This window comes from Chitinophaga sp. CF118 (assembly GCF_900112615.1).
Lineage (GTDB): Bacteria > Bacteroidota > Bacteroidia > Chitinophagales > Chitinophagaceae > Chitinophaga.
The window spans coordinates 252,921-279,372 of record NZ_FOMK01000005.1; the positions used below are offsets into that span (position 1 = coordinate 252,921).

The following is a 26,452-nucleotide window of genomic DNA, read 5'->3' on the forward strand; positions in this document are numbered from 1 at the left end:
ATAATATAATTATATGTACAGAACGCACACTTGTGGCGAGCTACGACTGGAGCACAACGGACAACAGGTATCATTATCCGGCTGGGTACAAACAGTCCGGAAATTTGGAAGTATCACTTTCGTGGATCTGCGCGACCGCTATGGTATCACGCAGCTGCTGTTTGGTGAATCTTTGAATCAGCAGCTTGATGATCAGCCACTTGGACGTGAATTCGTGATACAGGTAACCGGTACCGTTACAGAGCGTTCAAGTAAAAATAAAAATATTCCTACCGGTGATATAGAAATCACCATAAGCAGCTTTTCTATCCTGAATGCTGCCAAAACACCTCCGTTTACTATCCAGGATGATACTGATGGTGGTGATGAGTTGCGTATGAAGTATCGCTATCTCGATCTGCGCCGTAACAGCGTGAAGCAGAATCTTGAATTGCGCTACCGCCTGAACAGGGCTGCACGTAACTTCCTGGATAGCAAAGGTTTCATGGATATCGAAACGCCTTTCCTGATTAAATCCACGCCGGAAGGTGCCCGTGACTTCGTTGTACCCAGCCGTATGAACCCTAATGAGTTCTATGCGCTGCCACAGTCGCCACAAACGTTTAAACAACTGCTGATGGTGAGCGGGTACGACCGTTATTACCAGATTGTGAAGTGCTTCCGTGATGAAGATCTCAGGGCCGACCGTCAGCCGGAGTTTACTCAGATCGACTGTGAAATGAGCTTCGTAGAGCAGGAAGATGTTTTGAACAACTTCGAAGAGATGCTGAAATACATCTTCCAGGAAATAAAAGGGATCACGTTTAATGAACCATTCCCCCGTATGACCTTTGACGATGCTATGGAGTTCTATGGTAACGATAAACCGGATATCCGCTTTGATATGAAGCTGGTAAACTTTACTGATATAGCTAAAGGCAACGGTTTCAAGGTATTTGATGAGGCTGAACTGGTAGTGGCTATCTGTGCAAAAGGCTGCAGTGAGTATACCCGCAAGCAGATGGACGAGTTGACTGACTGGGTAAAACGCCCACAGATAGGCATGAGCGGATTGATCTATGCCCGTGTGAATGCAGACGGAACAGTAAAGAGTTCTGTAGATAAATTCTTTGACGAAACCAAGCTGAAGGTTTGGGCAGATAAATGCCAGGCTCAGCCCGGCGATCTGATACTGGTACTGGCAGGTAAGGAAGAACGCACCCGTAAAGCAATGAGCGAGCTACGCCTTGAAATGGGCGATCGTATGGGCCTGCGTAATAAAGACGAATATAAACCGTTATGGGTAATAGACTTCCCGCTGTTCGAATATGCAGAGGAAGAAAACCGCTGGGTAGCACGGCATCATCCGTTTACCTCTCCAAAACCAGAGCATATCAGCTGGATGGAGGATACATCTAAATACGCAGATATAAAGGCAAACGCCTACGATATAGTACTTAATGGTACCGAAATTGGTGGTGGATCTATCAGGATCTTCCAGCGTGAACTCCAGGAAAGAATGTTTGCAGCATTAGGCATGAGCCCGGATGAAGCCCGTCATAAATTCGGCTTCCTTCTCGGTGCATTTGAATACGGAGCACCTCCGCATGGTGGTCTCGCTTTTGGATTCGATCGCCTGTGTGCTCTCCTGGGTGGAAGTGATAGCATCCGTGATTTTATTGCGTTCCCGAAAAATAATTCCGGCCGTGATGTAATGCTGGACGCACCTAGCAGTATTGACCAGACACAGTTAAATGAATTAAAAATAGCACTGGTGAAGTAGATGGCATAAAATTTGCTAAAAGGAGTTGTTTTATAACTGGGTCCCCCTTGATGCTGAAAAAACAGTGTCAAGGGGGATCAGTGCAAAGAAGAGGATACGCTAAATGTTGATATACTTATATCTAACAGATTAGTAATTATTTACAAGTTAATAGTCATATTGTATAAATATTTAAACTATATTGCCGGAACAATAAATAACAATGCCATGTCATTTAACCGCTTATTCAATAGGGGATGGTTTTGTGCAGTGCTATGTATCATTTTGTTTGCTGGCAATACAGCATTCGCGCAGCGTTCTGTTACCCGCTACGTAGACAAACATAAAGAAACAGCTGTGAAACTGATGAATGAAACCGGTATCCCGGCCAGTGTAATACTGGGTGTGGCTATGCTGGAATCTGGTTCAGGAACCAGCAGAAATGCCAAATTACTACATAATCATTTCGGCATAGTAGGACGCAATAAGTTGCATAAGATCAAAGGGGCTACCTATCGTTCAAAATATAAAGAGTTTGAATCAGATGATGCATCCTATCAGTATTTTGTAAATATGCTTTCCCGCAAGAAATGGTTTGCACAGATAAAAGGTAAGCCCGAATACAAGTTGTGGCTGAAACATATGAACCATGGGGGCTATTCTTCAGCTGGCCAGGAATGGGTAAGAAGAGTAAGTAATATGATTACAAAACATAAATTGTATAAATTGGATGAACAAATGGCATATTCCAGCAATTAACTTATAGATTTGTACTGCTAACTATATTGTTGTGTGCCAATACGGTCCCGGGACCATGAATTTCAAATCCGATTTAGAGCTATGTCCGGCAAAAACAAGTCCGCCTATCCTTTCTATATCATTGTAGGGTCTTTAGTGTGTTTGGTGGCCTTATCACTGGTCAATAACAGCTTTTCCCTGGAGCAATATACCTCCCGTCCGCTGGATATGCTGGCAGATCTCCGGAAGGAAACTCCCCCAATAAAAACAACAGATACTGCTGTAATCGCTGTAACAGACACTATACAAACTGCAAATACAGACACGGTACAACTGGCCGTTATTCCTGATCCCGATCATTCACATGACTTTACTTCTTATACAGGCATCCTGAACTATGCGGTGCGGGACACTGCTGCCAGCGGGCTGGAACATTTCCTCCAGGCATTGGATGCGCTGAAGGCCGGTAAAAGGAAAAAAGTACGCATTGCTTACTTCGGGGATTCCATGATTGAGGGAGATCTGATCACAGAAGACCTGCGGGACAGTCTGCAGATCCTGTTTGGTGGTTCTGGTGTTGGGTTTGTACCTATTACTTCTGTTGTGGCCGGTTTCAGAACCACAATCAATCATACCTTCTCCAAAGACTGGAAAGACTATAGTTATAAGGAAATGCCTCCCGCCAACGTTCCATTGGGCATATCCGGTCATACTTTTGTACCAGGCGATGCCAGTTGGATCAAGTATTCACCTGTACGTAAAAGGGGGCTTGACAAATTTGAAGAAGTAAGCCTGTTGTATGGCCCTGCTTCCGGCGGTAATATCTCCGTAAACGAAAAATCCTATTCATTAACCGGTCACCGGCCTGTGAATTTGCTTTCCTGGAAACAGGATTCTGCCCAGCATGGGGTAACCATCAAGTGGAGCGGAGGCAATAGCCTGCCCTTTTATGGGGTTTGTTTTGAGGCGAATAACGGAGTATATGTAGATAACTATTCTTTCCGTGGTATCAGCGGGGTGGAGTTGGGGCATTTGTCCAGACAAATCCTGGAACAGATGCAAACCGAACATCCATACGATCTGGTCGTGTTGCACTATGGAGCCAACATTCTCTGGAAGCCGGAACTGACAGACTATACCTGGTATGGCCGTCCCATGAAAAAAGTAATGGACTCACTTCGTAGTGATCTGCCTAATACTTCTTTCCTGGTAATCTCTACAGCAGATAAATCTTACAAAAAAGGTGGAAATTACGTGACCGCCCCAGGGGTTACAGCCTTGTTGAAAACACAGCATGAACTGGCCAAGGAGCATGGTACCGCATATTGGAATCTTTATGCTGCAATGGGTGGAGATGGCTCCATGACCCATTGGGTAGAAGGAGATACAGTACTGGCAAATAAAGATTACACACACTTTAACAGACAGGGAGCGGCCAGAGTAGGGGCGCTGCTGTATAAAGCAATGATGGATGAATATAAGCAGCTGGAACATCAGTAGATCTTTTTTTACAGGGTTGCTGGCCATAACAGGCTCCATTGCAACCGCACAGAATAACACAATAGCACAGGATACCGCGCTGAACCGTTTTTATGCAGCACTGCGTCATTCGGATAGCAACGTTATATCAATCTTACATATTGGAGATTCTCATGTTCAGGCAGGGTTCTTTCCTTTAACTACGGCAAACTATCTGCAGAAGACATTTGGCAGTGCAGGGCGTGGATGGGTATTCCCTTTTAATCTTGCAGGTACCAATGGCCCGGAAGATTACAGGTGGAATAGTACCTGCCGTTGGGACGCTGCCCGGGTAGTAGACCGGTATAAAAACGATCCGCTTGGTCCGGGAGCGATTGTGATCACTTCTCAGAGCGGGGCACCTACCATTGCCTATAGTGGTAAACAGGATGGAATAGACAATAGCATCCGTGAAGCAGAGCTCTTTTATGATGCAGGTTTGGAAGATGGCAGGATTGCTGTGCCGGGGGCTGAGGTGGTTGTTTCAGGCATTCCTTTCCCGGGTGCCGGAGAAACAGTGCGTAAAGCCACTTTAACATTCCCGGATGCCGTACAGTCCTTTCAGGCAAGGTGGGAGGAAAAGGGGAACAACCCGTTTCGCTTTTATGGTGCTATGATACGTAACGGTAAAAACGGTGTATTGTATAGTGCTATTGGTATAAACGGCGCGATGTACCAGCATTATAATGAACAGAGCAGTATCCTGACAGCACAGATGGCCGTTATGCAGCCGCAACTGGTAATCATTTCCCTTGGTACCAATGAGGCCTACAGCAGTTTGAATGCACATGCATTCCGCATGCAGATAGACAGTACTGTTCAATTAATAAAACGCACTCATCCGGAAGCTTCCATCGTACTTACTACGCCGGCAGAATCCAAGCGGATCAGCAAACGGGCATTCAGAAAGAAATCAGGTAAGAAGTATCGCACCTATTACAAGATTGCTTATTATCCGAATCCGTATGTGACAGTCGTTACACAGCAGATCATGAATTACTGCCGGGAAAACGGGCTGGCATGCTGGAACTTTAATGGATTAACGAGGTCCATGGCAGGTAGTTTTTCTGGTACCTGGGCCGCAGATCATATCCACTTTGGCGCCCGCGGATACCAGTTGCAGGGGAAATTGCTGTATGAAGCATTAAATGAGGGATACCTGAAATATTTAAAAGAAGCAAAGATTACCCAATGATAGACCTGAATAAACTGTTAGGGGAATTATTATATAATCCTAAAGATCCTATACTCTTTAATAGCGCTTTTTTCTTCTATTTCTTTGCGCTCTTCCTTTTGTGTTACCTGGCTGCGGCCAAAAACAAAAGTGCCAGAGTGGCGATCTATAGCATCTTCTCTCTTTACTTTTTTTATAAGGCCTGCGGATTTTATGTTGGCCTGGTAATCCTTTCTGCGATCGTGGATTTCAACCTTTCCAGGTGGATTTATAATACAGAGAAAAAGGGATTACGGAAAGGATTGCTGGCATTCAGTATCATCCTTAACCTTGGCCTTTTATTCTACTTCAAATACACGGACTTTTTTATAGGGATAACAAATGACCTGGCACTGGGACACCTGCGGCCATTACACCTGTTATTACCCATCGGTATCTCTTTCTATACTTTCGAGAACCTGAGTTATACGATAGATGTTTACAGAAGGGAGATCAAGCCGGTGGATAATTTCATGGATTACCTGTTCTTCCTGTCGTTCTTCCCCAAACTGATGATGGGACCAATTGTACGTGCGGCCGATTTCATTCCGCAGATTTCCCAACCCTATGAGCTGGATTCTGAAGATATAGGAAAGGGCATGTACCTGATCATCAGCGGGTTGTTCAAGAAAGTGATAATTTCCGACTTCATCTATCAGAACTTTGTTCAGTATATTTTTGACGATCCCTCCAAACATACCGGCCTGGAATGTCTGTTAGGTGTTTATGGGTATGCGATGGTGATCTATTGCGACTTTTCCGGTTATTCGGATATGGCGCTGGGTATTGCGCGGTGGACCGGTTTCAAGATCCCGCCCAACTTCGATTCTCCCTACCAGAGTTCCTCTATTACGGAGTTCTGGCGTCGCTGGCATATTTCTTTGTCGTCCTGGCTAAGGGACTACCTGTATATTCCTTTAGGAGGTAACCGTAAAGGTAAAGCCCGTCAATTTCTCAATCTTGCATTGACCATGCTGATAGGCGGGTTCTGGCATGGAGCCAGCTGGAACTTTATTTTCTGGGGAGGACTGCATGGTACTGCACTGGCATTGGATAAAGTAAGGATTGACGGACTGAAGAAACGGGGAGGAGGTCCATCCGGATGGAAAGGTTCCGTATTAAAGATAGGCGGCGTTTTGCTGACCTTTCACTTTGTGTGTTTCTGTTGGATTTTCTTTAAAGCAGCTACCTTTCATGATGCCTGGGCGCTGATCCAACAAATAGCTTATGACTTTCAGCCGGGTGTATGGCTGGAACTTTATAATGGGTATACAGCAGTGTTCTGGGTAATGTTACTGGCATTTTTGCTGCATGCTCTGCCCAAACGCAGCGAGAATTTTGCTGAAGCTACCCTGGGTCGTTTCCCGGTATGGGGTAGCGTTGCGGTAATGGTGTTATTCATCTGGTTGCTGGTTCAGGTGAAATCCTCCGAAACGATGATGCCTATATATTTGCAGTTTTAGCAAGTCTGCGAACTGGTAGTCCAGACCTGGCCAACCAGTTCGCAGACTTTAGATAATGGCCGGATATATAATCTCCACTGTTTATCAATCCGTTATTATTCTATAGAATGTATGGCCCCTATAGATCTGTACAGTAATTTTCAATATAACCCGTTTTTTATCAATTACATTATTGTTAATTTTTTTGCTTTGCTTTGCGGCAAATTTTCAATTACATGCGGCTAAAGCATCTGTCGGCCATCGTGCTGCTCTTGTTGTTCTCAAACGTACTGAAGGCACAGTTCCTGATGGACATGATTGATACTACGACCAGCCTGGGGAAAGGAATGTTCTCCCTTTACCAGAAATACGATGCCGTGCGCTTTAGTGGTTATATCCAGCCCCAGTTCCAGTATGCGCAGGACAAAGGCATTCAAAGTTATGCCGGTGGAAACTTCCCTGAACATGTAAACAACCGTTTTACCCTGCGTCGTGGCCGTTTCCGACTCGACTACTCCCGCTACAATGAGCAACGCATGCCTGTTGTACAGTTCGCCTTCCAGTTTGATGGTACTGAAAGGGGCGTGTTTATCCGCGACTTTTACGGACGTGTTTTTGAAAACAGATGGGATGTATTTTCCATCACTGCCGGGATGTTTGCCCGTCCCTTCAGTTACGAAGTGAACCTTTCTTCCGGAGACAGGGAAACACCTGAGCGTGGGCGTATGTCGCAAATTCTGATGAAAACAGAACGTGATATCGGGGCAATGGTCTCTTTTGAGCCCCGTCGGACAAATCACCCTTTACGCTTCCTGCGTATAGATGCCGGACTGTTCAATGGACAGGGACTCACCGCTACCAGTGATTTTGACAGTCATAAGGACTTCATCACCCGTATTGCCATCAAACCACAACGGTTGAACAGCCGTAACTGGCGTTTGTCTGGCGCCATCTCCTGCCTGTACGGCGGAATGGAGCAGTTCACACCATCTATTTATAAAACAGATCACAATAATGTACTTAAACTGGATTCATCTGCCACTAATATCGGGAAGATAGCCCCCCGTCATTATTATGGGGCAGATGTACAACTGAAAATACCAAACGGAGCGAAAAAGGGTGCAACGGAAATAAGGGGAGAATATATCAGGGGACAGCAGACTGCCACAGCACTCAGTACCGAAACACCTGGAACAATTCCTCTGGATGGAACAAGAAATGCGCCGTTATATATCCGTGATTTTACCGGGGCTTATTTTTATTTTCTCCAAAGCCTGGGCAGTCCGAAGCACCAGTTGGTATTACGGTACGACTGGTATGATCCTAATTCACGTGTAAAGGGGAAGCAGATTGGGCAAACAGGTGCAGGCTTCACAGAAGGAGATATCCGCTATGATACTTTTGGCGCAGGGTATGTTTACTACTTTGACGAGCATATGAAACTGATGTTGTACTACGATATTGTAAAGAACGAATCGACTACTTTGGCCGGTTATACATCAGATGTGAAGGATAATGTGTTTACCTGTCGTTTGCAGTTTCGCTTTTAACGGAGTGTTAAGCTTCCAGAACAAAGGAGGATCTTGCATTTCCAGTTTTCCCAATCTTACTGAATGAGCTGTATTCCTACTTAAACTTCTTAAAACAAAATATGGTGCATCAAATTTTTGATGCACCATATTTTGTTTTAAGAAGTTTCTATCAATGTTAAGGCGCCTGATAAAAAGTTAATTATTTATTCCCCTGATTCAAGTGTGAACCCAAAGGTCGACCCTATTTCAGGTTTGCTGCGAATATTAATAGTCTGATCGTGTGCTTCTATGATATGTTTCACGATTGCCAATCCCAGGCCAGTACCACCAATATCGCGGCTTCTGGCTCTGTCTGTACGATAGAACCGTTCAAATACGCGTGGAAGGTGTTCTTCAGATATACCGATACCATTATCAGAAATCTCTACCAGCACTCTTTTATCATCCATCACATAGATACTGGCTACAGTTTGACCATCTGTACGGCCGTATTTAATGGAATTGTCTATCAGGTTGATCAGCACCTGTCTTACCTTTTCTTTATCGGCCATAACATGAATAGGAGCTTCGCAGCCCTTCTTCACCAGGAACTTAATGCCTTTGGTATTGGCTTTAAGCGACAGGGTATCAAATACATCCCTGATCATATCCTGAATAGTAAAGTTTTCCTTGTTGATGGTCATTTCCCCGCTTTCCAGCTTGGAAATCTCATCCAGATCATCTATCAGCCGACAGAGACGGTCAATATTCTTGGTGGCATTTTTCAGAAACAGTTTATTCACATTAGGATCATCCAGTGCCCCGTCCAGCAGGGTATGAATGTATCCCTGTACCGCAAAGATGGGAGTCTTTAATTCGTGGCTCAGATTGAGCAGGAACTCTTTACGGAACTCTTCGTTACGGCGCAGCATGTCAAGTTCTTCCTTTTTCTGACTGGCCCATTTTTCCACGTCTTCACTAACCTCTTCGATGGTCTTCAGCGGAAGGAGATTCTTGTTAAAGAACTCTTCACGTTTGGAGGCTTTGGTTTGGTAAATGAATTTGTATATGAGTTTTATTTTCCGGTAGATGAAGTTCTGTAACGTATATAGATACAGGTAGTACGACACCAGGAAGGTAAGGACAAAGGCAGTCAGTATTATTTTCCAGTCGGCACTGATTAGTGCTGTACCAAGGGTAATAATACCTGAAAGTATCAGGGCAGTAAATCCTGCCAGTTTTTGTGGGGAAAGGTTCTTAGCTTTAAACATACTCCATAGTGAGTAATTCTTATAATATTGGGAAATTAATCCAAATTTTTCACTTGACATAACTCGCACGGTGCGAAATGCTGAAAGCTATACGCTAAAGGCATTTTGCTTAAGACTATAAACTGATAATAAAAAGATTACGGGTACAAATGCAGGAGCTTAACGAATTGATTCTCTGCTACCGTTAGAACAAAGACTACATTTCGAACTTATATCCCACACCTTTCACAGTGGTAATAAGATCGATTCCTATTTTCTGACGTATTTTCCGGATATGTACATCGATTGTACGATCGCCCACGATTACCTCTGTACCCCATACCTGATTCAATATTTCGTTTCTGAGGAATACGCGGCCTGGTTTAGAAGCGAGCAATTGTAGTAACTCGAATTCTTTCTTTGCCAGGATGATCTCCTGACCTTTGTATGTAACGGTAAATTTCTCACGATCAATAATGAGATCTCCCAGATGTACCTGCATTTCTTCCGGTTTGTGTAAACGGCGAAAGAGAGCATTGATACGGCTTACCAGCAATTTTGGTTTAATAGGCTTGGCGATATAATCATCCGCACCCATATTTAAACCATCAATTTCTGATTTCTCATCATTCAGTGCTGTGAGGAACAGCACCATGGTATCTTTAAATTCCGGAATTTTCCTGATTTCCCGACAGGTATCTATGCCGTTCTTGTTTGGCATCATGATATCTAACATGATCAGGTCTGGACGAAACACCTTTGCTTTCTGAATAGCCTCGCTACCGTCTTTGGCAGTTACAGTATCATATCCTGCCGATTTGAGATTGTAACTTATAATTTCGAGAATGTCCAATTCATCATCCACCACTAAAATTTTTCCTACTACCGCTTGGTCTATCATATTCTTTGACGTTTTTTAAAGACGACACAAAATTATATCGCAGGCTCCGCTATTAATGGAAAGTTAACATTATGTAATTGTTAATTCGGCCACATGACACAACCCTGACACTGAGAATGGTATCTAAATTTACACTTTTTTTTACATAGTCCCTTGCCATTATACCGTTTGATCTTTATTTGTATGTTTATGATTATCACCATTCCCTGACAATTTCTTGAGTGCATGCGTTAATTCTGTCAGCATCTCAACCTGGGTTTCCTGCATCTCCATCATGTCCTGTTGCTGGTGAGTGATCAGGTGATCTATCTTGTCGTGGAGGATACGCAACTCCAGTTCTGACTTCAGATTGATCATATAATCATTTTTTGACCTGAGGCGGTCTTTCTCTTCCTGACGGTTCTGACTCATCATAATCACAGGTGCTTGTAATGCCGCCAGGCAGGAGAGGATCAGGTTCAGGAGGATAAAAGGATAAGGGTCAAAGCCCTTGTTCATTAATAGGTAGAGGTTAGCGCCTATCCAGATTAAGATAAATGTCAGGAAGGAGATAATAAACGTCCAGCTGCCGCCAAATGTAGCAATCTTATCAGCCACCCGCTGACCAAGGGTCATGGAACCGGCTTCTTCATCATCCAGGTGGTCTGTCAGCGTTTTATGGTCACGTAATTTCTCAATCACCGTCTTTTCCAGCTGTGTCAGTTCATCGATCTCTTTGGAGAAAAGGCTTGCAAAATATTTCTGCCGGTAATGATTCAATTCGGAAACTGATAAATGTGACTTCTGGGTAAGGTGAGGATGATCTTTACGGATAATATCCATTAAAGGCTTACGTATAGTACGGCAATGTACCTTCTCGGTAAGAGGAAACTCCTTACCAGAGAGGTCGCTCACGAAACTTTGCATAGTAATGTTGTGCTTTGAAGGCCTCAAAATTAGTTCAATTTAGTGGAATGAGGCCGGGTATCTGGATCATTTAGGAGCAGACGGTTAAGGCCCAGGTATCCACAAGTTAACAGGGGCTCTATAATCCCGGAAGAAAACAACCACTTTGGGAAAGCTGATGCCTGCAGGTGTGCTGATAGTCCGCGATTGTTAATGATCCATAAATACGCCTTATCTGCCGTGATGCTTAGGTGAAGCATAATAACGATCAAATCAATAATCTTATCCCAAAGCTAAATTAAGATACAAAACAGGCAGATGCAGCGTATTTATGGATCATTAACAATCTGTAAAACTCCCCTCCGGAAAGGCTCAAACGGCCCTCTTAGAAAGAATCCAGGATTTTGGTAGTAAATTTGCTATAATAGCTTGATCAAGTAAGTGAAAAGCACATTTATATTAATGAAAAGATTTATACTCATCTTATTGTTGGCTGCTTCACAGAGTAGCCTTTTATTTGCACAAACTTCTCAGAAGGTAGATATTCCTATTGGCCGGATCGGTTTCCATGATAATATCGATAAAGAACAACTGGCCGCTAAAAAGTTCGATGGCAAAGCAGATGACCTTGTACAGGTCTCAGACGATCAGACTATTAACCTGCAGGTGACTAATGCCCTGATCAAACAGGTAGACGATATGCAGACAGAAATAGAGCTGGACAGCACTCTGGATCACCGTTTAAAGATCAAGTACCTCTCCGCTCTGTATATTATGCTGCACGATTACAATGTAAAACGTGCTTATCACAAAATAGCTGCTGAAGAAGCCCCCAGTATGGTACAGGCTTTCAAAGAAATGATGAAGGCAGATATTAGGGGGCAGAGCATCCTTCCATATATCCAGAACCTCTCTTTCGATGCGGGAGAACGGATGATAGAAGCATTCAAAGATAATTCCGGGTATAAAGATGCCAAAGGGGTGATGTTTGCAAAATATGCTTTTAATAATCTGGCCACAGTGATGACCGAAATCGGTAATTACCTGGAGTATCCCGCCACTGATTCTATCATTGCTGCCGTAGCCAGGAAATATCCTAACCAGGTACTGACTTACGCAACTTCTTACACTCCGGTAGCTACCGCTATTAAAAGAAACCAGGATCCACTGGTACAGCAGATTGTACAAATCGGGAACTCCGGTCAATCAACCCGGATCCTGCCTTTCATTGATGAACTGCTGGCCGGTACCACTACTATAGATAAACTATCTGCCACTGTAACTGATGATGATCAGTACTTTAAGCAGATGGTAAAAACATCCATCATCCTCCAGCATCGTAAGAATAATGGAGAGAATCCATTAGGACTAAAAGCGATGATGGAAAATATGCAGGCCAAATCACTGAAATATATCCGTGAAGTGAACGACCTGCATGAAGAACCAGCTCCTGTTCGGTTCCATGTAGTGAAAGATTTCACTCCTGAAGAACTGTATTACCTGATTGTAAACGGTCAGGAAGAATTATATACATCCAGTTATACCAATCATAATAACGCCGGACTGTACGACCAGATGATGGCCCGTATGAAGCCTCCTCATGGAGACAGCCTTCTGATGCTGGTTGAATTTGACCGTTTTAAGAAGTTTATAGCGATGGCAGCAGGATTTAACACCCTGGACAACTTCCTGAAGTCTATGGCTCCAGAGAACTCGAACTACCTGATGAAAAAGTATGTAAGTGCCCTGGAGAAAACAGAAGATCTGGAAGATGCGGTAGATGTGGCCAACTCATTTGGTAGTATTCGCGATCCCAAGCTGCTGGCTTTTTTACGTGAAGAAGTAAGGAAGAACTATAATTACGTGTCAAAGAAAAAGGAAAAGCGTGGTACTGTTATCTATGAACTGCTGGGCAGTTTGTTTGATACAGAAACTGAAAAGAGTAATGATTCTTCCAAAGCCAGTGAGATGTCGGCCAAGCTGCAGTTGCCTCCAATCAACTTTGTATCATTCAACTCTTTACAGAATGATAGTGGTAGAATATATCAGCAGGTATTCTTTTATGGAGATAAAGACGGTCATGATTCATATGTGAGTTTTATGAGTAACTTCCCCGCAGGAGAATGGAAAATAAACAAGAACAAATACTGGACAACCATCGTTTCCCTGAAAGGAAAGCCGATCACTATTTTTGCTAATCTGCCAATAGAAGAGCCGGAAGATAAAACTGCTATTCAGAAGCTGAGTGAATTCCTGGATGAGAATGATATTCATCCTACTATATTTATTCACCGAGGTCACAGTTATCATATTAACACAACATTGGATAATCTGCAGAGTTCTGCCAGGATAGTTGTACTGGGATCATGCGGTGGTTATCATAATATGTCTGTGGTACTGGAAAAATCACCGGAAGCACATATCATATCCTCTAAGCAGGTAGGTACCCGTTTTGTAAATGAACCTATTATCCGCACCCTTGATGAAACGATCCGTGCAGGTAAGAATGTAGATTGGGTGGAGATGTGGGCCAGCTTAGGTAAGCGTTTTGCAGGTGATGCTCATAATAAGGAGCTGTTCAGTGATTATGTACCACCTCATAAGAACCTGGGAGCCATTTTCATCAAGGCCTACCGCCAGATAATGAAAGACGAGAAGAAAAACTAAATATTTCAAAAAGGCCTGTACCACAAATACAGGCCTTTTATTTTAGCCCCATAATGGATATGGAGTTATTCCCCGGCTTTTGATGTATGCCTGATATTTATTGTTATATCAAATTTTTGCTGGATAAGATACGATTGCTCAAAAAGCAGTAGGTTTGCTTACCGATCACAGATCAGATTTTAGCGTCCGTTCTCCGCACAAAAGAAATTATTAAGGAAGTACTAACAGGTGGTCGGTAAATGTATGCCAGGCGGAAGCTATAGCGAAAATTGTACGGTGGAAAATTTAGCAGTCAAGAAGGTTTTTAATACAAGTTTATTACGACGCATACTCTCTTTTGCGGTTCCTTACAGGCAGTCCTTTTACATGTCAATGTTCCTGACTGTTTTACTGGCATTGATATCGCCTATGCGTCCTTACCTGATCCAGTTAACAGTAGATAAGTATATTGCAGGGCAGCTCATGCAGATGCTGATCACGGTTACTATTATACAGATCCTGCTGCTGTTGCTGGAAACAGTAATGCGGTTTTACTTTTCCTATCTTACTAACTGGCTGGGACAATCCGTTATAAAGGACCTGCGGGTAGCGATATACAAAAAGATTGTACACCTGAACCTGGCGTTTTTTGATAAAACCCCTATCGGTACACTTACTACCCGTACAATCAATGATATTGAAGCAATCAATGATGTATTTTCCGAAGGGCTCATTTCCATCATCGCAGATATGCTGATGATCATTGCCATCCTGGGGGTGATGTTTGTGGCAGACTGGCGATTAACACTCATCAGTCTTTCTCCTTTCCCTATCCTGATCATTGCTACTTATGTTTTTAAAGAGAGTGTGAACAAGTCGTTCTATAAGGTGAGAAATGCTGTTTCCGCCCTGAATGCTTTTGTACAGGAACATCTTACCGGAGTAGCTATCGTACAGGCATTCTCTGCAGAGAAACGGGAGTTTGCCAAATTCAAGCAGATTAATAAAGAGCATCGCACGGCTAACATAGAAGCCATCTTTGCTTATTCCGTGTTCTTCCCTGTGGTAGAAATCATCCTGGCCATATCGCTGGGGCTGATGGTATGGTGGGGAGCCAACCAGGTATTGAACTATGAAGTGACACAGGGAGTAATGATCGCCTTCATCATGTACCTGAATATGCTTTTCCGCCCGCTGCGAATGCTGGCGGATAGGTTCAATACCCTGCAGATGGGGATGGTAGCCAGCGAAAGGGTATTCCGCATCATGGACAGTGACGACTATATTGATAACAGCGGGAAGGAAAGTGCTGCCGCTATGAAGGGAGCTATCACCTTTGATCATGTATATTTTGCCTATAAAGAGGCCGACTATGTGCTGCGGGATATAAATTTCCACGCTAACCAGGGCGAAACCATTGCTATTGTAGGGCATACCGGTTCCGGTAAAACGACTATTATCAGTATCCTGAACAGGCTCTACGAGATCCAGCAGGGTAAGATTCTGATAGATGGAACAGATCTGAAAGACTTTACTCTGCAATCACTTCGTAGTAAAATAGGGGTAGTGTTGCAGGATGTATTCCTGTTTGCCGGTTCAGTATATGAGAATATCACCCTTCGTAATACAGCCATCAGCCGGGAACAGGTTGAGCAGGCAGCCCGTCTGATAGGCATGCATGAATTTATTATGCAATTGCCTGGCGGATATGATTACCAGGTAATGGAGCGGGGGAGCACCCTTTCTCTGGGACAGCGGCAATTGATTTCCTTTGTAAGGGCACTGCTGTACGATCCGGCTATCCTGATCCTGGATGAGGCCACCTCTTCTGTAGATACAGAATCAGAAACGCTGATTCAAAATGCTATTGATAAACTGATTGCAGACAGGACTTCTATTGTCATTGCTCACCGGTTATCTACCATCAGTAAAGCCAGTAAGATCATTGTGCTGGATAAAGGGGAGATCCGGGAAATGGGTACACATGAGGAACTGCTGAAACTGGGTGGAGTTTATTACAAATTGCACAGTATGCAGTTCAAGCAGGCTGGAGTAGCATAAACGTTGTATATGCGTATTATTTTTAAAGTGTTAAATTCGTAATATCATTCCTTCACTTTTTTTTGCGTGGCCCCTACCTTTTTGATAATAAATCAGCTATCTTTGCGCAAAATTTCAGAAAGCGGTGATTTCCTTGAATCTGTTCAAACATAGACTGGTAGCACTTGTTGTTGCTCTTAACATAAGTGGATTTTGTTCGTTTGCGTATGCCCAGGAACCTGCAGCACAAGAGCATGGTGAACATGCGGCAGCCCCCGGACACGAAGAAAAAAAGGGTTTTAACGCCAAGGAGGTAATTCTTGGTCACGTTAAGGATGCTCATGACTGGCATTTGCTGGACATAGCAGGTACCCCTGTAACAATGCCTCTTCCTGTGATCATTTACAGCAAAGTAAAAGGACTCACTGTATTTTCTTCCTCTCATTTCCATCATGGACATGTTGCTTATGAAGGCTACCGCCTGGTAAATCATCATTACCTGGAGGAGAAAGGGCTGGATGCCACTAAATATATGGAGGGTAAAGTCATTGCAGTAGATGCGAATGACATGCCTACCGGCGAGGAGATTTACGATTTCTCCATGACCAAGAACATCACATCTATGCTGATTGGCGCTATCCTGCTGGTTTGGCTGATGCTGGCTGTTGCAAAGGCATATACTACAAGAGGTTCCAAACAGGCACCTAAAGGGCTTCAGGGTTTGGTTGAGCCGGTTATCATCTTCATGCGTGATGAAGTGGTAAAGCCTAACATTCCCAGCAAACATTTTGAGAGATATACTCCTTTCATTTTAACAATCTTCTTCTTTATATTGATCAACAACCTGTTAGGTTTGTTACCTGGTTCTGCCAACGTAACGGGCAATCTGGCAGTAACTGCAGCTTTAGCCCTGATTAGTTTCCTGGCTACTATGCTCAGTTCAAACAAGCATTTCTGGGCACATACACTGAATCCTCCTGATGTACCGTTCCTGGTAAAAGTGATTCTGGTGCCTGTGGAAATAATTGGCATCTTTACCAAGCCTGTGTCATTGATGATCCGACTGTTTGCCAACATACTGGCGGGTCACATTATCATCCTGAGTATTATTTCCCTGGTGTTTATCTTCGGGTCCCTGAATCAGATGGTTGGTTATGGTTTTCTGCCTGTCACTATCCTGTTCAATATCGTTATGATGATGCTTGAATTGCTGGTAGCCTTTATACAGGCATTCATTTTTGCCAATCTTACCGCCGTATTTATCGGCCAGGTAATGGAAGGCGGCCATGATGATCATCATGAAGCAAAGGCACACCATTAATCTTAGATTATTCGTAATAAACAATAAATACACATTTCAATTATGGCAATTTTAACTGTTTTACTGCAGGCTTCTGCGGATGCAGCTGCAGCCGCTTCAGGACTGGCTAAGGCTGGTGGTGCAATCGGTGCTGGTATCGCTGCTATTGCAGCAGGTATTGGTGTTGGTAACATCGGTAAAAGCGCACTGGAATCTATCGCTCGTCAGCCAGAAGCTGCTAACGACATCCGTGCAAACATGATCCTGGCAGCGGCGCTGGTAGAGGGTGTTGCCCTGTTCGGCGTTATCGCAGGTCTGCTGGCTGTAGTGCTTTAAGCGAAACTTATTACTGCATTCCGCGCACAGGGCAAAGAATGCAGTAATTCATTTTATGCTGTGTGAAGAGATTGCTCATCAATAACATGCGAACCAAATAAATTTTCATAATCATGGATCTGTTACAGCCAGCGTTAGGCTTGTTTACCATCTCGTTGTTAATTTTCATAATTGTATTTCTCATACTGAAGAAATTTGCATGGAAACCTATCCTTTCTGTATTGAAAGAAAGAGAAACTTCCATTGCCGACTCTATCGCCACTGCTGAAAGGGTGAAAGAAGAAATGGCGCAGATGAAGGCTGAACATGAGCACGTACTCGCAGAAGCCAGAGCAGAGAGAAGCAAAATTCTGAAGGAAGCCAAAGACGCTAAAGATCATATCATCAGCGAAGCCAAGACACAAGCTCAGGCAGAAGCCAAGAAGATTATCAGCGAAGCATACACTGCTATTGATAACCAGAAGATGGCCGCTTTAACAGATGTGAAGAACCAGGTAGGTAAACTGGTGATCGAAGTAGCTGAGAAAGTGCTGCGTAAAGAACTGTCAGATAAAACTGCACAGGAAGGTTACATCAGAGAACTGGCAGGAGAAATAAAATTAAACTAAAGCTACAGCTTCCTTAGGTTGATCAGCAACTCCTGTAAGGAGTGATGTATTTACAGACTATATTGGATTGCCTACAGCTAACAAGATATAAATTATGCAGAATCCCCGTTTAGCATCCCGGTATGCGAAATCTTTGGTAGATCTGTCTTCTGAAAAAGGACAGCTGGAAGCGATACATGCAGATATGCTGTTCGTACAGCAGATGTCCAAAACAAACCCCGATGTGGTAACCCTGCTGAAAAGCCCGATTATTAAACCGGACAAAAAACAGCAGATCCTGGCAGCTATTCTTGATAAAAGAGTAAGTGCACTTACCGCAGCATTCGTTGCTTTACTGGTAGGAAAAGGAAGGGAAAGTAACTTACCTGAAATAGCCACTGAATTCATCAAACAGTATAATGTACTGAAGAACATCAGCAAAGTGAAAATCACAACGGCTGTTCCGGTAGATGTTGCTACACTGGATGTAATTAAGAAGAAAGTAGAATCAGGAAGTGACAAACACATTGAACTGGAATCAGCAGTAAATGCTAAACTGATTGGTGGTTTTGTCCTGGAATCAGACGGCCAGCTGTTTGATGCTTCTATATTACGCGATCTGAACGATATCAAAAAGCAGTTTACGCAGAATATCTACGTAGCCGCTATTAAATAAAAAAATTAACAGCAGCCGCTGCGTACACGCAAAGCTGTTGTCGTTATATTATTAATCTTAACGACTCTTTCTAAAAAGCATAAACATGGTGGAGATAAAACCTGATGAAATTTCGGCGATATTACGCCAGCAACTAAGCAACTTCAATGCTGCTGCCGACCTGGAAGAGGTAGGTACAGTATTGCAGGTGGGTGATGGTATTGCACGTATCTATGGATTGAACAATGTTCGTTCTGGTGAACTGGTTGAGTTCGAGAATGGCGTAAAAGCTATCGCTTTGAACCTGGAAGAAGATAACGTGGGTGTGGTATTGATGGGTGAATCCGGAAATATTAAAGAAGGTAATAAAGTACGCCGTACCGGCAAGATCGCATCTATTAACGTAGGTGAAGGAATGGTTGGTCGCGTAGTAAATACACTGGGGCACCCTATCGATGGTAAAGGCCCTATCACTGGCGAACTGTATGAAATGCCCCTGGAACGTAAAGCTCCCGGTGTACTTTTCCGTGAACCAGTAAAAGAACCACTGCAAACCGGTATCAAAGCAATTGATGCGATGATTCCTATCGGCCGCGGACAGCGTGAGCTGGTAATCGGTGACCGTCAGACTGGTAAAACTGCTATCTGTATCGATGCTATCATCAACCAGAAAGAATTTTACGAGGCTGGTAAACCAGTATATTGTATCTACGTAGCGATAGGACAGAAAGCATCTACCGTTGCAGGTGTAATGAAAACCCTGCAGGAAGCAGGTGCTATGGCTTACACTACTATCGTAGCTGCTACTGCTGCTGATCCGGCTCCTTTACAGTTCTACGCTCCATTTGCGGGTGCTGCTATCGGTGAATTCTTCCGTGACTCAGGTCGCCCTGCTCTGATCGTTTATGATGATCTGTCCAAACAGGCCGTGGCTTATCGTGAGGTTTCCCTGTTGCTGCGTCGTCCTCCCGGACGTGAGGCTTATCCTGGTGACGTATTCTATTTGCACTCCCGTTTACTGGAACGTGCAGCGAAAGTAATCAGCAAGGATGAGATTGCCCGCCAGATGAACGACCTGCCTGAGTCTATCAGACACCTCGTAAAAGGTGGTGGTTCCCTGACAGCATTGCCTATCATTGAAACACAGGCTGCCGACGTATCTGCTTACATCCCTACAAACGTGATCTCCATTACGGATGGTCAGATCTTCCTGGAATCAAACCTGTTCAACGCAGGTATCCGTCCGGCAATCAACGTAGGTATCTCTGTAAGCCGTGTGGGTGGTAACGCTCAGATCAAATCCATGAAGAAAGTATCAGGTACACTGAAACTTGACCAGGCACAATACCGTGAAATGGAGGCTTTCTCTAAATTCGGTGGTGATATGGATGCTTCTACAAGGCAGACAATCGATAAAGGTGCACGTAACGTGGAAATCCTGAAACAGGCACAGTTCTCTCCATATACCGTAGAAAAACAGGTGGCTATGATCTACCTGGGTACAAACGGTTTACTGCGTGAAGTTCCTGTAAAGAATGTAAAAGCATTCGAAGAAGCTTTCCTGCATGAAATGGCCGTTCGCCTTCCTGAAGTACTGGCTGAATTCAAAAAGGGTAACCTGCCTGAAGATGGTCTGAAACGTATGACAGCACTGGCTAGCGAACTGAAACCAAGATTTGCATAGTCTCAATATATTCTGAAAAAAGGCTGTCTCAATCATATGAGGCAGCCTTTTTCATTTCAGATCTAACCGACAATTCCCCCGTTTTTACCGGTAAACTCCCCCTTATTAACCTGTTAGCAGTTGATTTACACCCCAAACACGAGTAGTTTTGATAAAAATTCATACCCCCTATGTGGAAGATTAGCCTGTATCTGGTCGTAATATTGTTTTTACCGGTTTGCGTGATGGCACAACAGAAAATTACCGGTAAGATCACTGATAGCAAAAAACGCCCTCTGCCAGGAGTAAACATCGCTATAAAAGATACTTATGATGGAGCAACCAGTGGACCCGACGGTAGCTTCTCTTTTGTAAGCGATCTCAAAGGAGAACAGATCCTGACAGTCACCCTGAATGGCTACCGCCCGTTTGAGCAGAAAGTCAACTTCAACAATCCCCAGGAATACAATATTGTTTTAAGAGAGGTAATCAGTGAACTGAAAATGGTGACTATCTCTGCCGGTAGTTTTGAAGCCAGCGATGAAAGAAAAGGAACAGTGTTGAAACCGCTGGATATTGTTACCACTGCCGGCGCTGGTGCGGATATCGTAAATGCCCTGAAAACATTACCAGGTACACAACAGACAAATGACCGTGAGGGCCTGTTTGTTCGTGGTGGTACAGGATATGAAACACAAACATTCATTGACGGATTGATGGTACGCAATCCCTTTTATTCCGGCCTGCCCGATATGCCCGGTCGTGGAAGGTTTTCACCTTTCCTGTTCAAAGGCACTACCTTCAGCAGTGGAGGGTATTCCGCCCAATATGGCCAGGGACTGTCATCTGCATTGATCCTGGAATCACAGGACTTACCACAGCGTTCTTCCTCTTCTGTCGGTTTGTCCGTATTGGGAGGCAGTGTGGGAGTGGACCAACTGACCAAAGATAAAAAGAGTTCTTATGGTGTTGAGGCAGATTATACGAACCTTGGGCCTTACCTTGATGTAGTGAAGTCTAAATTCCAACCTAGTGTAAATCCTGAAATAATAGGAACATCTGCCAACTTCAGGAGAAAGACATCTGCTACAGGTATGCTGAAGTTTTATGGTTATGCTAACTGGACACATATGGGTACCCTGCGTCCCAGCCTGGAACATCCCGGTTATAACGAACTGTTTGAACTGCGTAACCAGAATGTGTATACGAACCTCACATACAAAGAAAGACTGGGGAAAGGATGGCGCATCAGCACTGGTGTATCCTTTAGTAGTAACAGTGATAAGATCAATACTGATACACTGGAAGAATCAGCTCCTGCAAAAATTAATAACCAGTCGCAGTTATCGCAGGTAAGAGTGATGCTCACCAAAGGAATAGGCAGTTATTCTTCTATCCGCATGGGCGGGGAATACCAGTACAATGTGGAGAAAGCAGGATTCAACAGTATGCATGCCGACTATACGGAAAACTATTCAGCTGCTTTTTTAGAAGGAGATATTTACATCACGCCTCAATTGGTAGGCCGGGTAGGTGGCCGTGTGGAGCATTCTTCCATCCTGGAAAAAACGAATGTGGCTCCCCGTATTTCCATCGCATACAAACTGGACGACTATAGCCAGGTATCCCTGGCATATGGCGACTATTACCAGAAACCGGAACAGCAATACATCCGCTTTAAACCCGACCTGGACTACATGAAGGCTACACATTACATTGCAAGCGTCCAGCGCATCACCGGGAATTATACCCTGCGTGTAGAGGCATTCTATAAAAAGTATCATGGCCTGATGAAAACAAGTCCTGATACCAGTAATGCAGGTACCGGTTATGCAAAAGGAATAGAACTATTCTGGCGCGACCACAAAACGTTTAAGAATATGGACTACTGGATCTCTTATTCTTACCTGGATACAAAGCGTAACTACCTGAACTATCCATATGAAGTACAGCCAGACTTTGCAGCAAAACATACCTTCAGCGTAGTTTACAAGTATTATATTCCCGCTATCACTACCAATTTCGGGATTACCTATAGCTTCTCAACAGGCCGTCCGTATTATAATCCTACTCTGGAAAACAGTAAGTTCATGTCTGAAAAAACAATCGACTACAATTCTCTCGGATTTAGTGCCAGTTATCTGACCTCTATCAGGAAAGCATTCACTGTATTCGTATTGTCTGTCAGCAATGCGGGTAATTTCAAGCAGGTATATGGTTATCGTTATTCAACCGATAAACTGCGCCGGGAAGAGATTACACCTAACATACCACGCTTTGTTTATATAGGTATGTTCATGAACTTTGGTATCGACAGAAGACAGGATGTGATCAATAATTTATAAACTCATTCACTAATCATAACCACAAAATCTCACAATTATGAAACGTATAATGCTTGCCCTTTTTCTGTCTGCCAGTATAGCATCTGTATCTATGGCGCAGAGCGCCCAATATGAAGGAGCTATGGCCAAACAGGTAACCTTGCTGGATGATCCTGCTAATTTTACTCCACAGAAATTACAGGAAATGGCCAATACTTTTGAGCGTATTGGTGCCGCAGAAAAAACACAGTGGCTACCTTACTATTATGCAGGTTACTGCAATGTAATGGTTGCTTTTATGGAGAAAGATCAGAGCAAAGTAGATGTTATTGCAGACAAGGCCGAAGCGAATATTACTAAAGCGGATAGCCTGAGTCCTCAAAATGATGAAATATATTGCATCAAATCTCTTATAGCTACTTCCCGCATCAGTGTTGACCCTCCAAGCAGGGGACGGCAATATGGACCTCAAGCTGCCAGCATGCAGGAACAAGCAGCGCAGATCAACAGTGAGAATCCCCGTGTGTATATGTTACAGGGGCAATCACTGTTTTATACGCCTGAACAATTTGGCGGCAGTAAAGCCGGTGCGAAAGCGAAATTCGAAACAGCATTGAAGAAGTTCAGCACATTCAAACCTGCCAGCAGTATTGCTCCTCATTGGGGAGAAACATATACAAAGCAGTTGTTAGCACAGATTAAATAGATCAGGCTAAATGGCTCATGCTCATTGTATATAATAAGTATGAGCCATTTCCCTCTTTTTATTCAAATCTCTGATGTAGAAGAAGTTCTATTTAGATCCTCAAGCCCTTTATTTATCCTCTTCCCTTATCCCCAGTCCTGCTGTCCTGTTTCAGTTGATACGGTTATCTTTATAAAGCGTGTAAATAAAATAACCCTGTGCATGCGTTAACCTAAAATGTAACCCCCATGAGACTCGTGGAGTATAAACTGAGCGCTGCTTCCTCTTCTGCGTTAATATTAACGATTGCAAAAAGCCTGTATAATAGTGGCTGGAGCCGCGAATATATTTCCCGTATAGATTTCAGTGCTGTAGAAAAACTGGCAGCAGAACTGTACACTATTTCTCCGCTGTATCATACTCTGCTACAGCTTAGAAAAAGAATGGTCCGTTACCTGATAGATGAGTTGCTGGAGCAGCATCCCCGGCAGCAGATATGTATACTGGCCGCAGGATTGGATCCCCTGGGATTGCAGATCGCAGAACACTATCCCACACAACTGCGTAGTATCTATGAAATAGATAAAGCTCATATGCACGAAAAGCAGGAGTTGTATGCATCTGTTTCCTTTAATGAAGTGCGGTTACACCATCTGTATGCAGATATAACTAATCCACCATTAATGATGGAAACACTGATCAAAGCTGGTTATACGCCGCATGAGCCCACCCTGATCATATTTGAAGGGATCATGCATTCTATCACGGAGGAACAGTTTCTGCGGATTATGCGTGCGTTCTGTTCCAGAGCAAGGAATAATGCTGTGATCATGGATTATATTTTGCCGCAGGAAAATCTTCCATCCGCTTTTGTGCCCCGGGCAAATGATATGCTGGAAGTGATGGAAACAGCCACTGGAAGTCGTCTGAAGCAGTATAGCCGGAAAAAGATTATGAATCTGTTGTCTTTGCTGGAAGCGGAGATCTTTGACGTATATGACATGCAGGCCGCAGAATATGTTCTGAACGGCCGCAACAAAATGTACCATACAAAGGGAGAAGGAATGATGGAAATGGTAGCTTTCAGTATTTAGCTACTCAGATGCCAGCTGGATCTTCTTCAATGGATTGCTGGTATTCTCAGCATATGTTTCACGTTTATCCAGGATCTCCAGGCAGGAGAAGATGGCCTGGCGGAAGGAGTCCGGATCTGCGAGATTTTTACCGGCAATATCGAAAGCTGTACCATGATCGGGAGAGGTACGTACTATCGGCAGGCCGGCAGTAAAGTTGATACCCTCACCTGTAGCCAGTGATTTAAAGGGGATCAGTCCCTGATCGTGGTACATTGCGAGTACCCCGTCAAAGCTGGTGTGCATACTTCTTGCGAAGAAAGCATCGGCACTATATGGGCCAAAGCATAAGATTCCGTTACTTTTAGCCTGGTTAATAGCAGGAGAGATCTGTTCTATTTCTTCCCTGCCTATTAATCCCTCATCGCCGGCGTGTGGGTTTAGTCCCAATACAGCAATGCGTGGGCTATCTATCCCAAAGTCTTTCACCAGGCTATCTTTCATCATCTGGAGTTTATCCAGGATATTTTCTTTGGTTACATATTTAGCCACTTCAGCCACTGGCACATGTTCGGTGAGCAATCCCACCCGCATATTTTCGGCAGTCATGAACATCAGTACATCCTTTGCACCAAAAGCGTCGCGCAGGTAAGGAGTATGACCTGTATAGTTGAATTGTTCTCCCTGGATATTCTTTTTATGGATGGGAGCTGTTACCAGTCCTTCAATCTGATCATCTTTCAGGCATTGTATAGCCACTTCCAGGGAACGGGCAGCATATTTGCCACCTATTTCGTTCAATACGCCCGGGGTGATCTGTACTTCTTCCTCCCAGCAGTTGAAAACATTCACCTGCTTGTGGTTAAGGCGGGTAAAATCTTTCAGGCTCTGGTAATTAAAATTGTTCTCATTCATCAGCTTCCGGTAGAAGTTGATGGTTTTGTTAGAAGCAAATATCACCGGGGTACAAAACTCCAGCATCCTGTTGTCTGCAAAGGTTTTGATAATAATCTCAGCGCCTATGCTGTTAATATCACCAATAGTGATACCAATTACCGGTTTGTTCGTATGGATGGTGCTACTCATGCTTGTTTGAGAATAATGCGCAAATATACGGATAATAGCCGCAAGTAGTTAGCAGAAAGGACATCCCTTGTCGCTTGTAGCTAATTACGTAATTTCGCAGACGAATGTATACACTCAAAAAATCGCTTGGACAGCATTTCCTGAAAGACGAGAATATCTGCAGGGACATTGTATCGTCCTTACCTGTAATTGAAAATCAGCAAGTATTGGAGGTAGGCCCGGGAGCAGGCGCCATTACGAAATACCTGCTGGAGCTGCCTGGAATCAATTTCAAGGCAGTGGAGCTTGATACCGAAAAGGTACATTACCTGGAAAAGACGTACCCCAAAATAAAAGGTAAACTGATTAATCAGGACATACTGCAAACACCTGCACCATTTGAAGGGGAGTTCAGTGTTATTGGTAATTTCCCTTATAACATTTCTTCGCAGATCATGTTCCGGATCTTAGAATGGAGGAATCAGGTACCCCAGGTAGTAGGAATGTTCCAGAAAGAGGTAGCCCTGCGTATTGCAGCCGGGCATGGTAATAAGGAATATGGCATTTTAAGTGTGCTGATCCAGGCCTTTTACAAGGTAGAATACCTTTTTGAAGTGCATGAGAACTGTTTTAATCCTCCACCGAAGGTTAAATCAGGCGTGGTGAGATTTAGCCGGCTGGAGCAGCCATATGATATTGCCAGTGAACGGAAATTCTTTAACCTGGTAAAAACAGCTTTCGGGCAACGCCGTAAACAACTACGTAATCCGTTAAAAACATTATTCGATAAAGAATATCTGCAGGACGAGATTTTCACTAAAAGAGCAGAAGCTCTGACAGTAGCAGATTTTGCAGCATTGACACACAAGATGAAGTGAT

At 43.7% G+C, this 26,452-nt stretch carries 21 protein-coding genes; 17 read left to right on the plus strand and 4 right to left on the minus strand.

What is annotated here, in order from left to right; genetic code table 11:
• Positions 1-13 precede the first annotated feature (13 nt).
• The 6 genes from aspS to BM176_RS21320 all read left to right on the plus strand — a co-directional run bounded on the left by aspS (position 14) and on the right by BM176_RS21320 (position 8,202).
• Positions 14-1,762, plus strand: coding sequence for an aspartate--tRNA ligase (gene aspS, locus BM176_RS21295; protein ID WP_090106349.1), 1,749 nt, complete (start codon positions 14-16; stop codon positions 1,760-1,762).
• 207 nt (positions 1,763-1,969) lie between these two features.
• The gene (locus BM176_RS21300) at positions 1,970-2,500 is read left to right on the plus strand and encodes a glucosaminidase domain-containing protein (RefSeq protein WP_143097871.1); all 531 of its coding nucleotides are present in this window, start codon (positions 1,970-1,972) and stop codon (positions 2,498-2,500) included.
• An 81-nt stretch (positions 2,501-2,581) separates the two neighbouring features.
• Positions 2,582-3,979 carry a GDSL-type esterase/lipase family protein gene (locus tag BM176_RS21305; protein WP_090106351.1) on the plus strand — a complete coding sequence of 466 codons (1,398 nt, stop codon included), beginning with the start codon at positions 2,582-2,584 and terminating at the stop codon, positions 3,977-3,979.
• Complete coding sequence (locus tag BM176_RS21310) at positions 3,951-5,192, plus strand: GDSL-type esterase/lipase family protein (protein WP_090106352.1); 1,242 nt, start codon at positions 3,951-3,953, stop codon at positions 5,190-5,192. Before BM176_RS21305 ends, BM176_RS21310 begins: the two co-directional genes overlap by 29 nt.
• The gene (locus BM176_RS21315; RefSeq protein ID WP_090106353.1) at positions 5,189-6,673 is read left to right on the plus strand and encodes an MBOAT family O-acyltransferase; all 1,485 of its coding nucleotides are present in this window, start codon (positions 5,189-5,191) and stop codon (positions 6,671-6,673) included. Before BM176_RS21310 ends, BM176_RS21315 begins: the two co-directional genes overlap by 4 nt.
• Before the next feature lie 215 nt (positions 6,674-6,888).
• Positions 6,889-8,202: a porin gene (locus BM176_RS21320; RefSeq protein ID WP_255373562.1), complete on the plus strand. Its 1,314-nt coding sequence runs from the start codon at positions 6,889-6,891 to the stop codon at positions 8,200-8,202.
• A 185-nt stretch (positions 8,203-8,387) separates the two neighbouring features.
• Here the strand turns inward: BM176_RS21320 and BM176_RS21325 are convergent, their stop codons facing one another.
• From BM176_RS21325 to BM176_RS21335, 3 genes are all read right to left on the minus strand, one after another.
• Complete coding sequence (locus tag BM176_RS21325) at positions 8,388-9,434, minus strand: sensor histidine kinase (RefSeq protein WP_255373563.1); 1,047 nt, start codon at positions 9,432-9,434, stop codon at positions 8,388-8,390.
• Positions 9,435-9,630: 196 nt separating this feature from the next.
• Positions 9,631-10,314, minus strand: a complete 684-nt coding sequence (locus tag BM176_RS21330; RefSeq protein ID WP_089782147.1) for a response regulator transcription factor — start codon at positions 10,312-10,314, stop codon at positions 9,631-9,633.
• 159 nt (positions 10,315-10,473) lie between these two features.
• A complete protein-coding gene (locus BM176_RS21335; protein WP_090106355.1) occupies positions 10,474-11,220 on the minus strand; it encodes a DUF1003 domain-containing protein in 747 nt (248 codons plus the stop codon).
• Between the two features lie 441 nt (positions 11,221-11,661).
• On the opposite strand from BM176_RS21335, the gene BM176_RS21345 reads away from it, so the two are divergent.
• From BM176_RS21345 to BM176_RS21390, 10 genes are all read left to right on the plus strand, one after another.
• On the plus strand, positions 11,662-13,866 hold the full coding sequence (locus BM176_RS21345) for a hypothetical protein (protein ID WP_090106357.1): 2,205 nt from the start codon (positions 11,662-11,664) through the stop codon (positions 13,864-13,866).
• 276 nt (positions 13,867-14,142) lie between these two features.
• On the plus strand, positions 14,143-15,906 hold the full coding sequence (locus BM176_RS21350; RefSeq protein ID WP_255373564.1) for an ABC transporter ATP-binding protein: 1,764 nt from the start codon (positions 14,143-14,145) through the stop codon (positions 15,904-15,906).
• Positions 15,907-16,030: 124 nt separating this feature from the next.
• Positions 16,031-17,206, plus strand: coding sequence for a F0F1 ATP synthase subunit A (gene atpB / locus BM176_RS21355; protein WP_090106359.1), 1,176 nt, complete (start codon positions 16,031-16,033; stop codon positions 17,204-17,206).
• 42 nt (positions 17,207-17,248) lie between these two features.
• On the plus strand, positions 17,249-17,521 hold the full coding sequence (atpE, locus tag BM176_RS21360) for an ATP synthase F0 subunit C (RefSeq protein ID WP_089782152.1): 273 nt from the start codon (positions 17,249-17,251) through the stop codon (positions 17,519-17,521).
• Positions 17,522-17,634: 113 nt separating this feature from the next.
• Positions 17,635-18,129 carry a F0F1 ATP synthase subunit B gene (atpF, locus tag BM176_RS21365; protein ID WP_090106360.1) on the plus strand — a complete coding sequence of 165 codons (495 nt, stop codon included), beginning with the start codon at positions 17,635-17,637 and terminating at the stop codon, positions 18,127-18,129.
• 94 nt (positions 18,130-18,223) lie between these two features.
• Complete coding sequence (atpH, locus tag BM176_RS21370) at positions 18,224-18,784, plus strand: ATP synthase F1 subunit delta (protein WP_090106361.1); 561 nt, start codon at positions 18,224-18,226, stop codon at positions 18,782-18,784.
• A gap of 85 nt (positions 18,785-18,869) precedes the next feature.
• Complete coding sequence (atpA, locus tag BM176_RS21375; protein WP_090106362.1) at positions 18,870-20,447, plus strand: F0F1 ATP synthase subunit alpha; 1,578 nt, start codon at positions 18,870-18,872, stop codon at positions 20,445-20,447.
• 170 nt (positions 20,448-20,617) lie between these two features.
• Positions 20,618-22,771 (plus strand): TonB-dependent receptor, encoded by a 2,154-nt coding sequence (locus BM176_RS21380; RefSeq protein ID WP_090106363.1) that lies wholly within the window; start codon positions 20,618-20,620, stop codon positions 22,769-22,771.
• Positions 22,772-22,808: 37 nt separating this feature from the next.
• Entirely contained in the window at positions 22,809-23,456 is a 648-nt protein-coding gene (locus tag BM176_RS21385) for a hypothetical protein (protein WP_143097872.1), read from the plus strand.
• 227 nt (positions 23,457-23,683) lie between these two features.
• A complete protein-coding gene (locus tag BM176_RS21390; RefSeq protein ID WP_090106365.1) occupies positions 23,684-24,529 on the plus strand; it encodes a class I SAM-dependent methyltransferase in 846 nt (281 codons plus the stop codon).
• Here BM176_RS21390 and pdxA read toward each other — a convergent pair whose 3' ends face one another.
• Positions 24,530-25,594, minus strand: a complete 1,065-nt coding sequence (pdxA, locus tag BM176_RS21395; RefSeq protein ID WP_090106366.1) for a 4-hydroxythreonine-4-phosphate dehydrogenase PdxA — start codon at positions 25,592-25,594, stop codon at positions 24,530-24,532.
• 104 nt (positions 25,595-25,698) lie between these two features.
• Between pdxA and rsmA the strand changes: the two genes are divergently transcribed.
• A complete protein-coding gene (gene rsmA, locus BM176_RS21400) occupies positions 25,699-26,451 on the plus strand; it encodes a 16S rRNA (adenine(1518)-N(6)/adenine(1519)-N(6))-dimethyltransferase RsmA (RefSeq protein WP_090106367.1) in 753 nt (250 codons plus the stop codon).
• The last annotated feature ends 1 nt before the right edge of the window (position 26,452 follow it).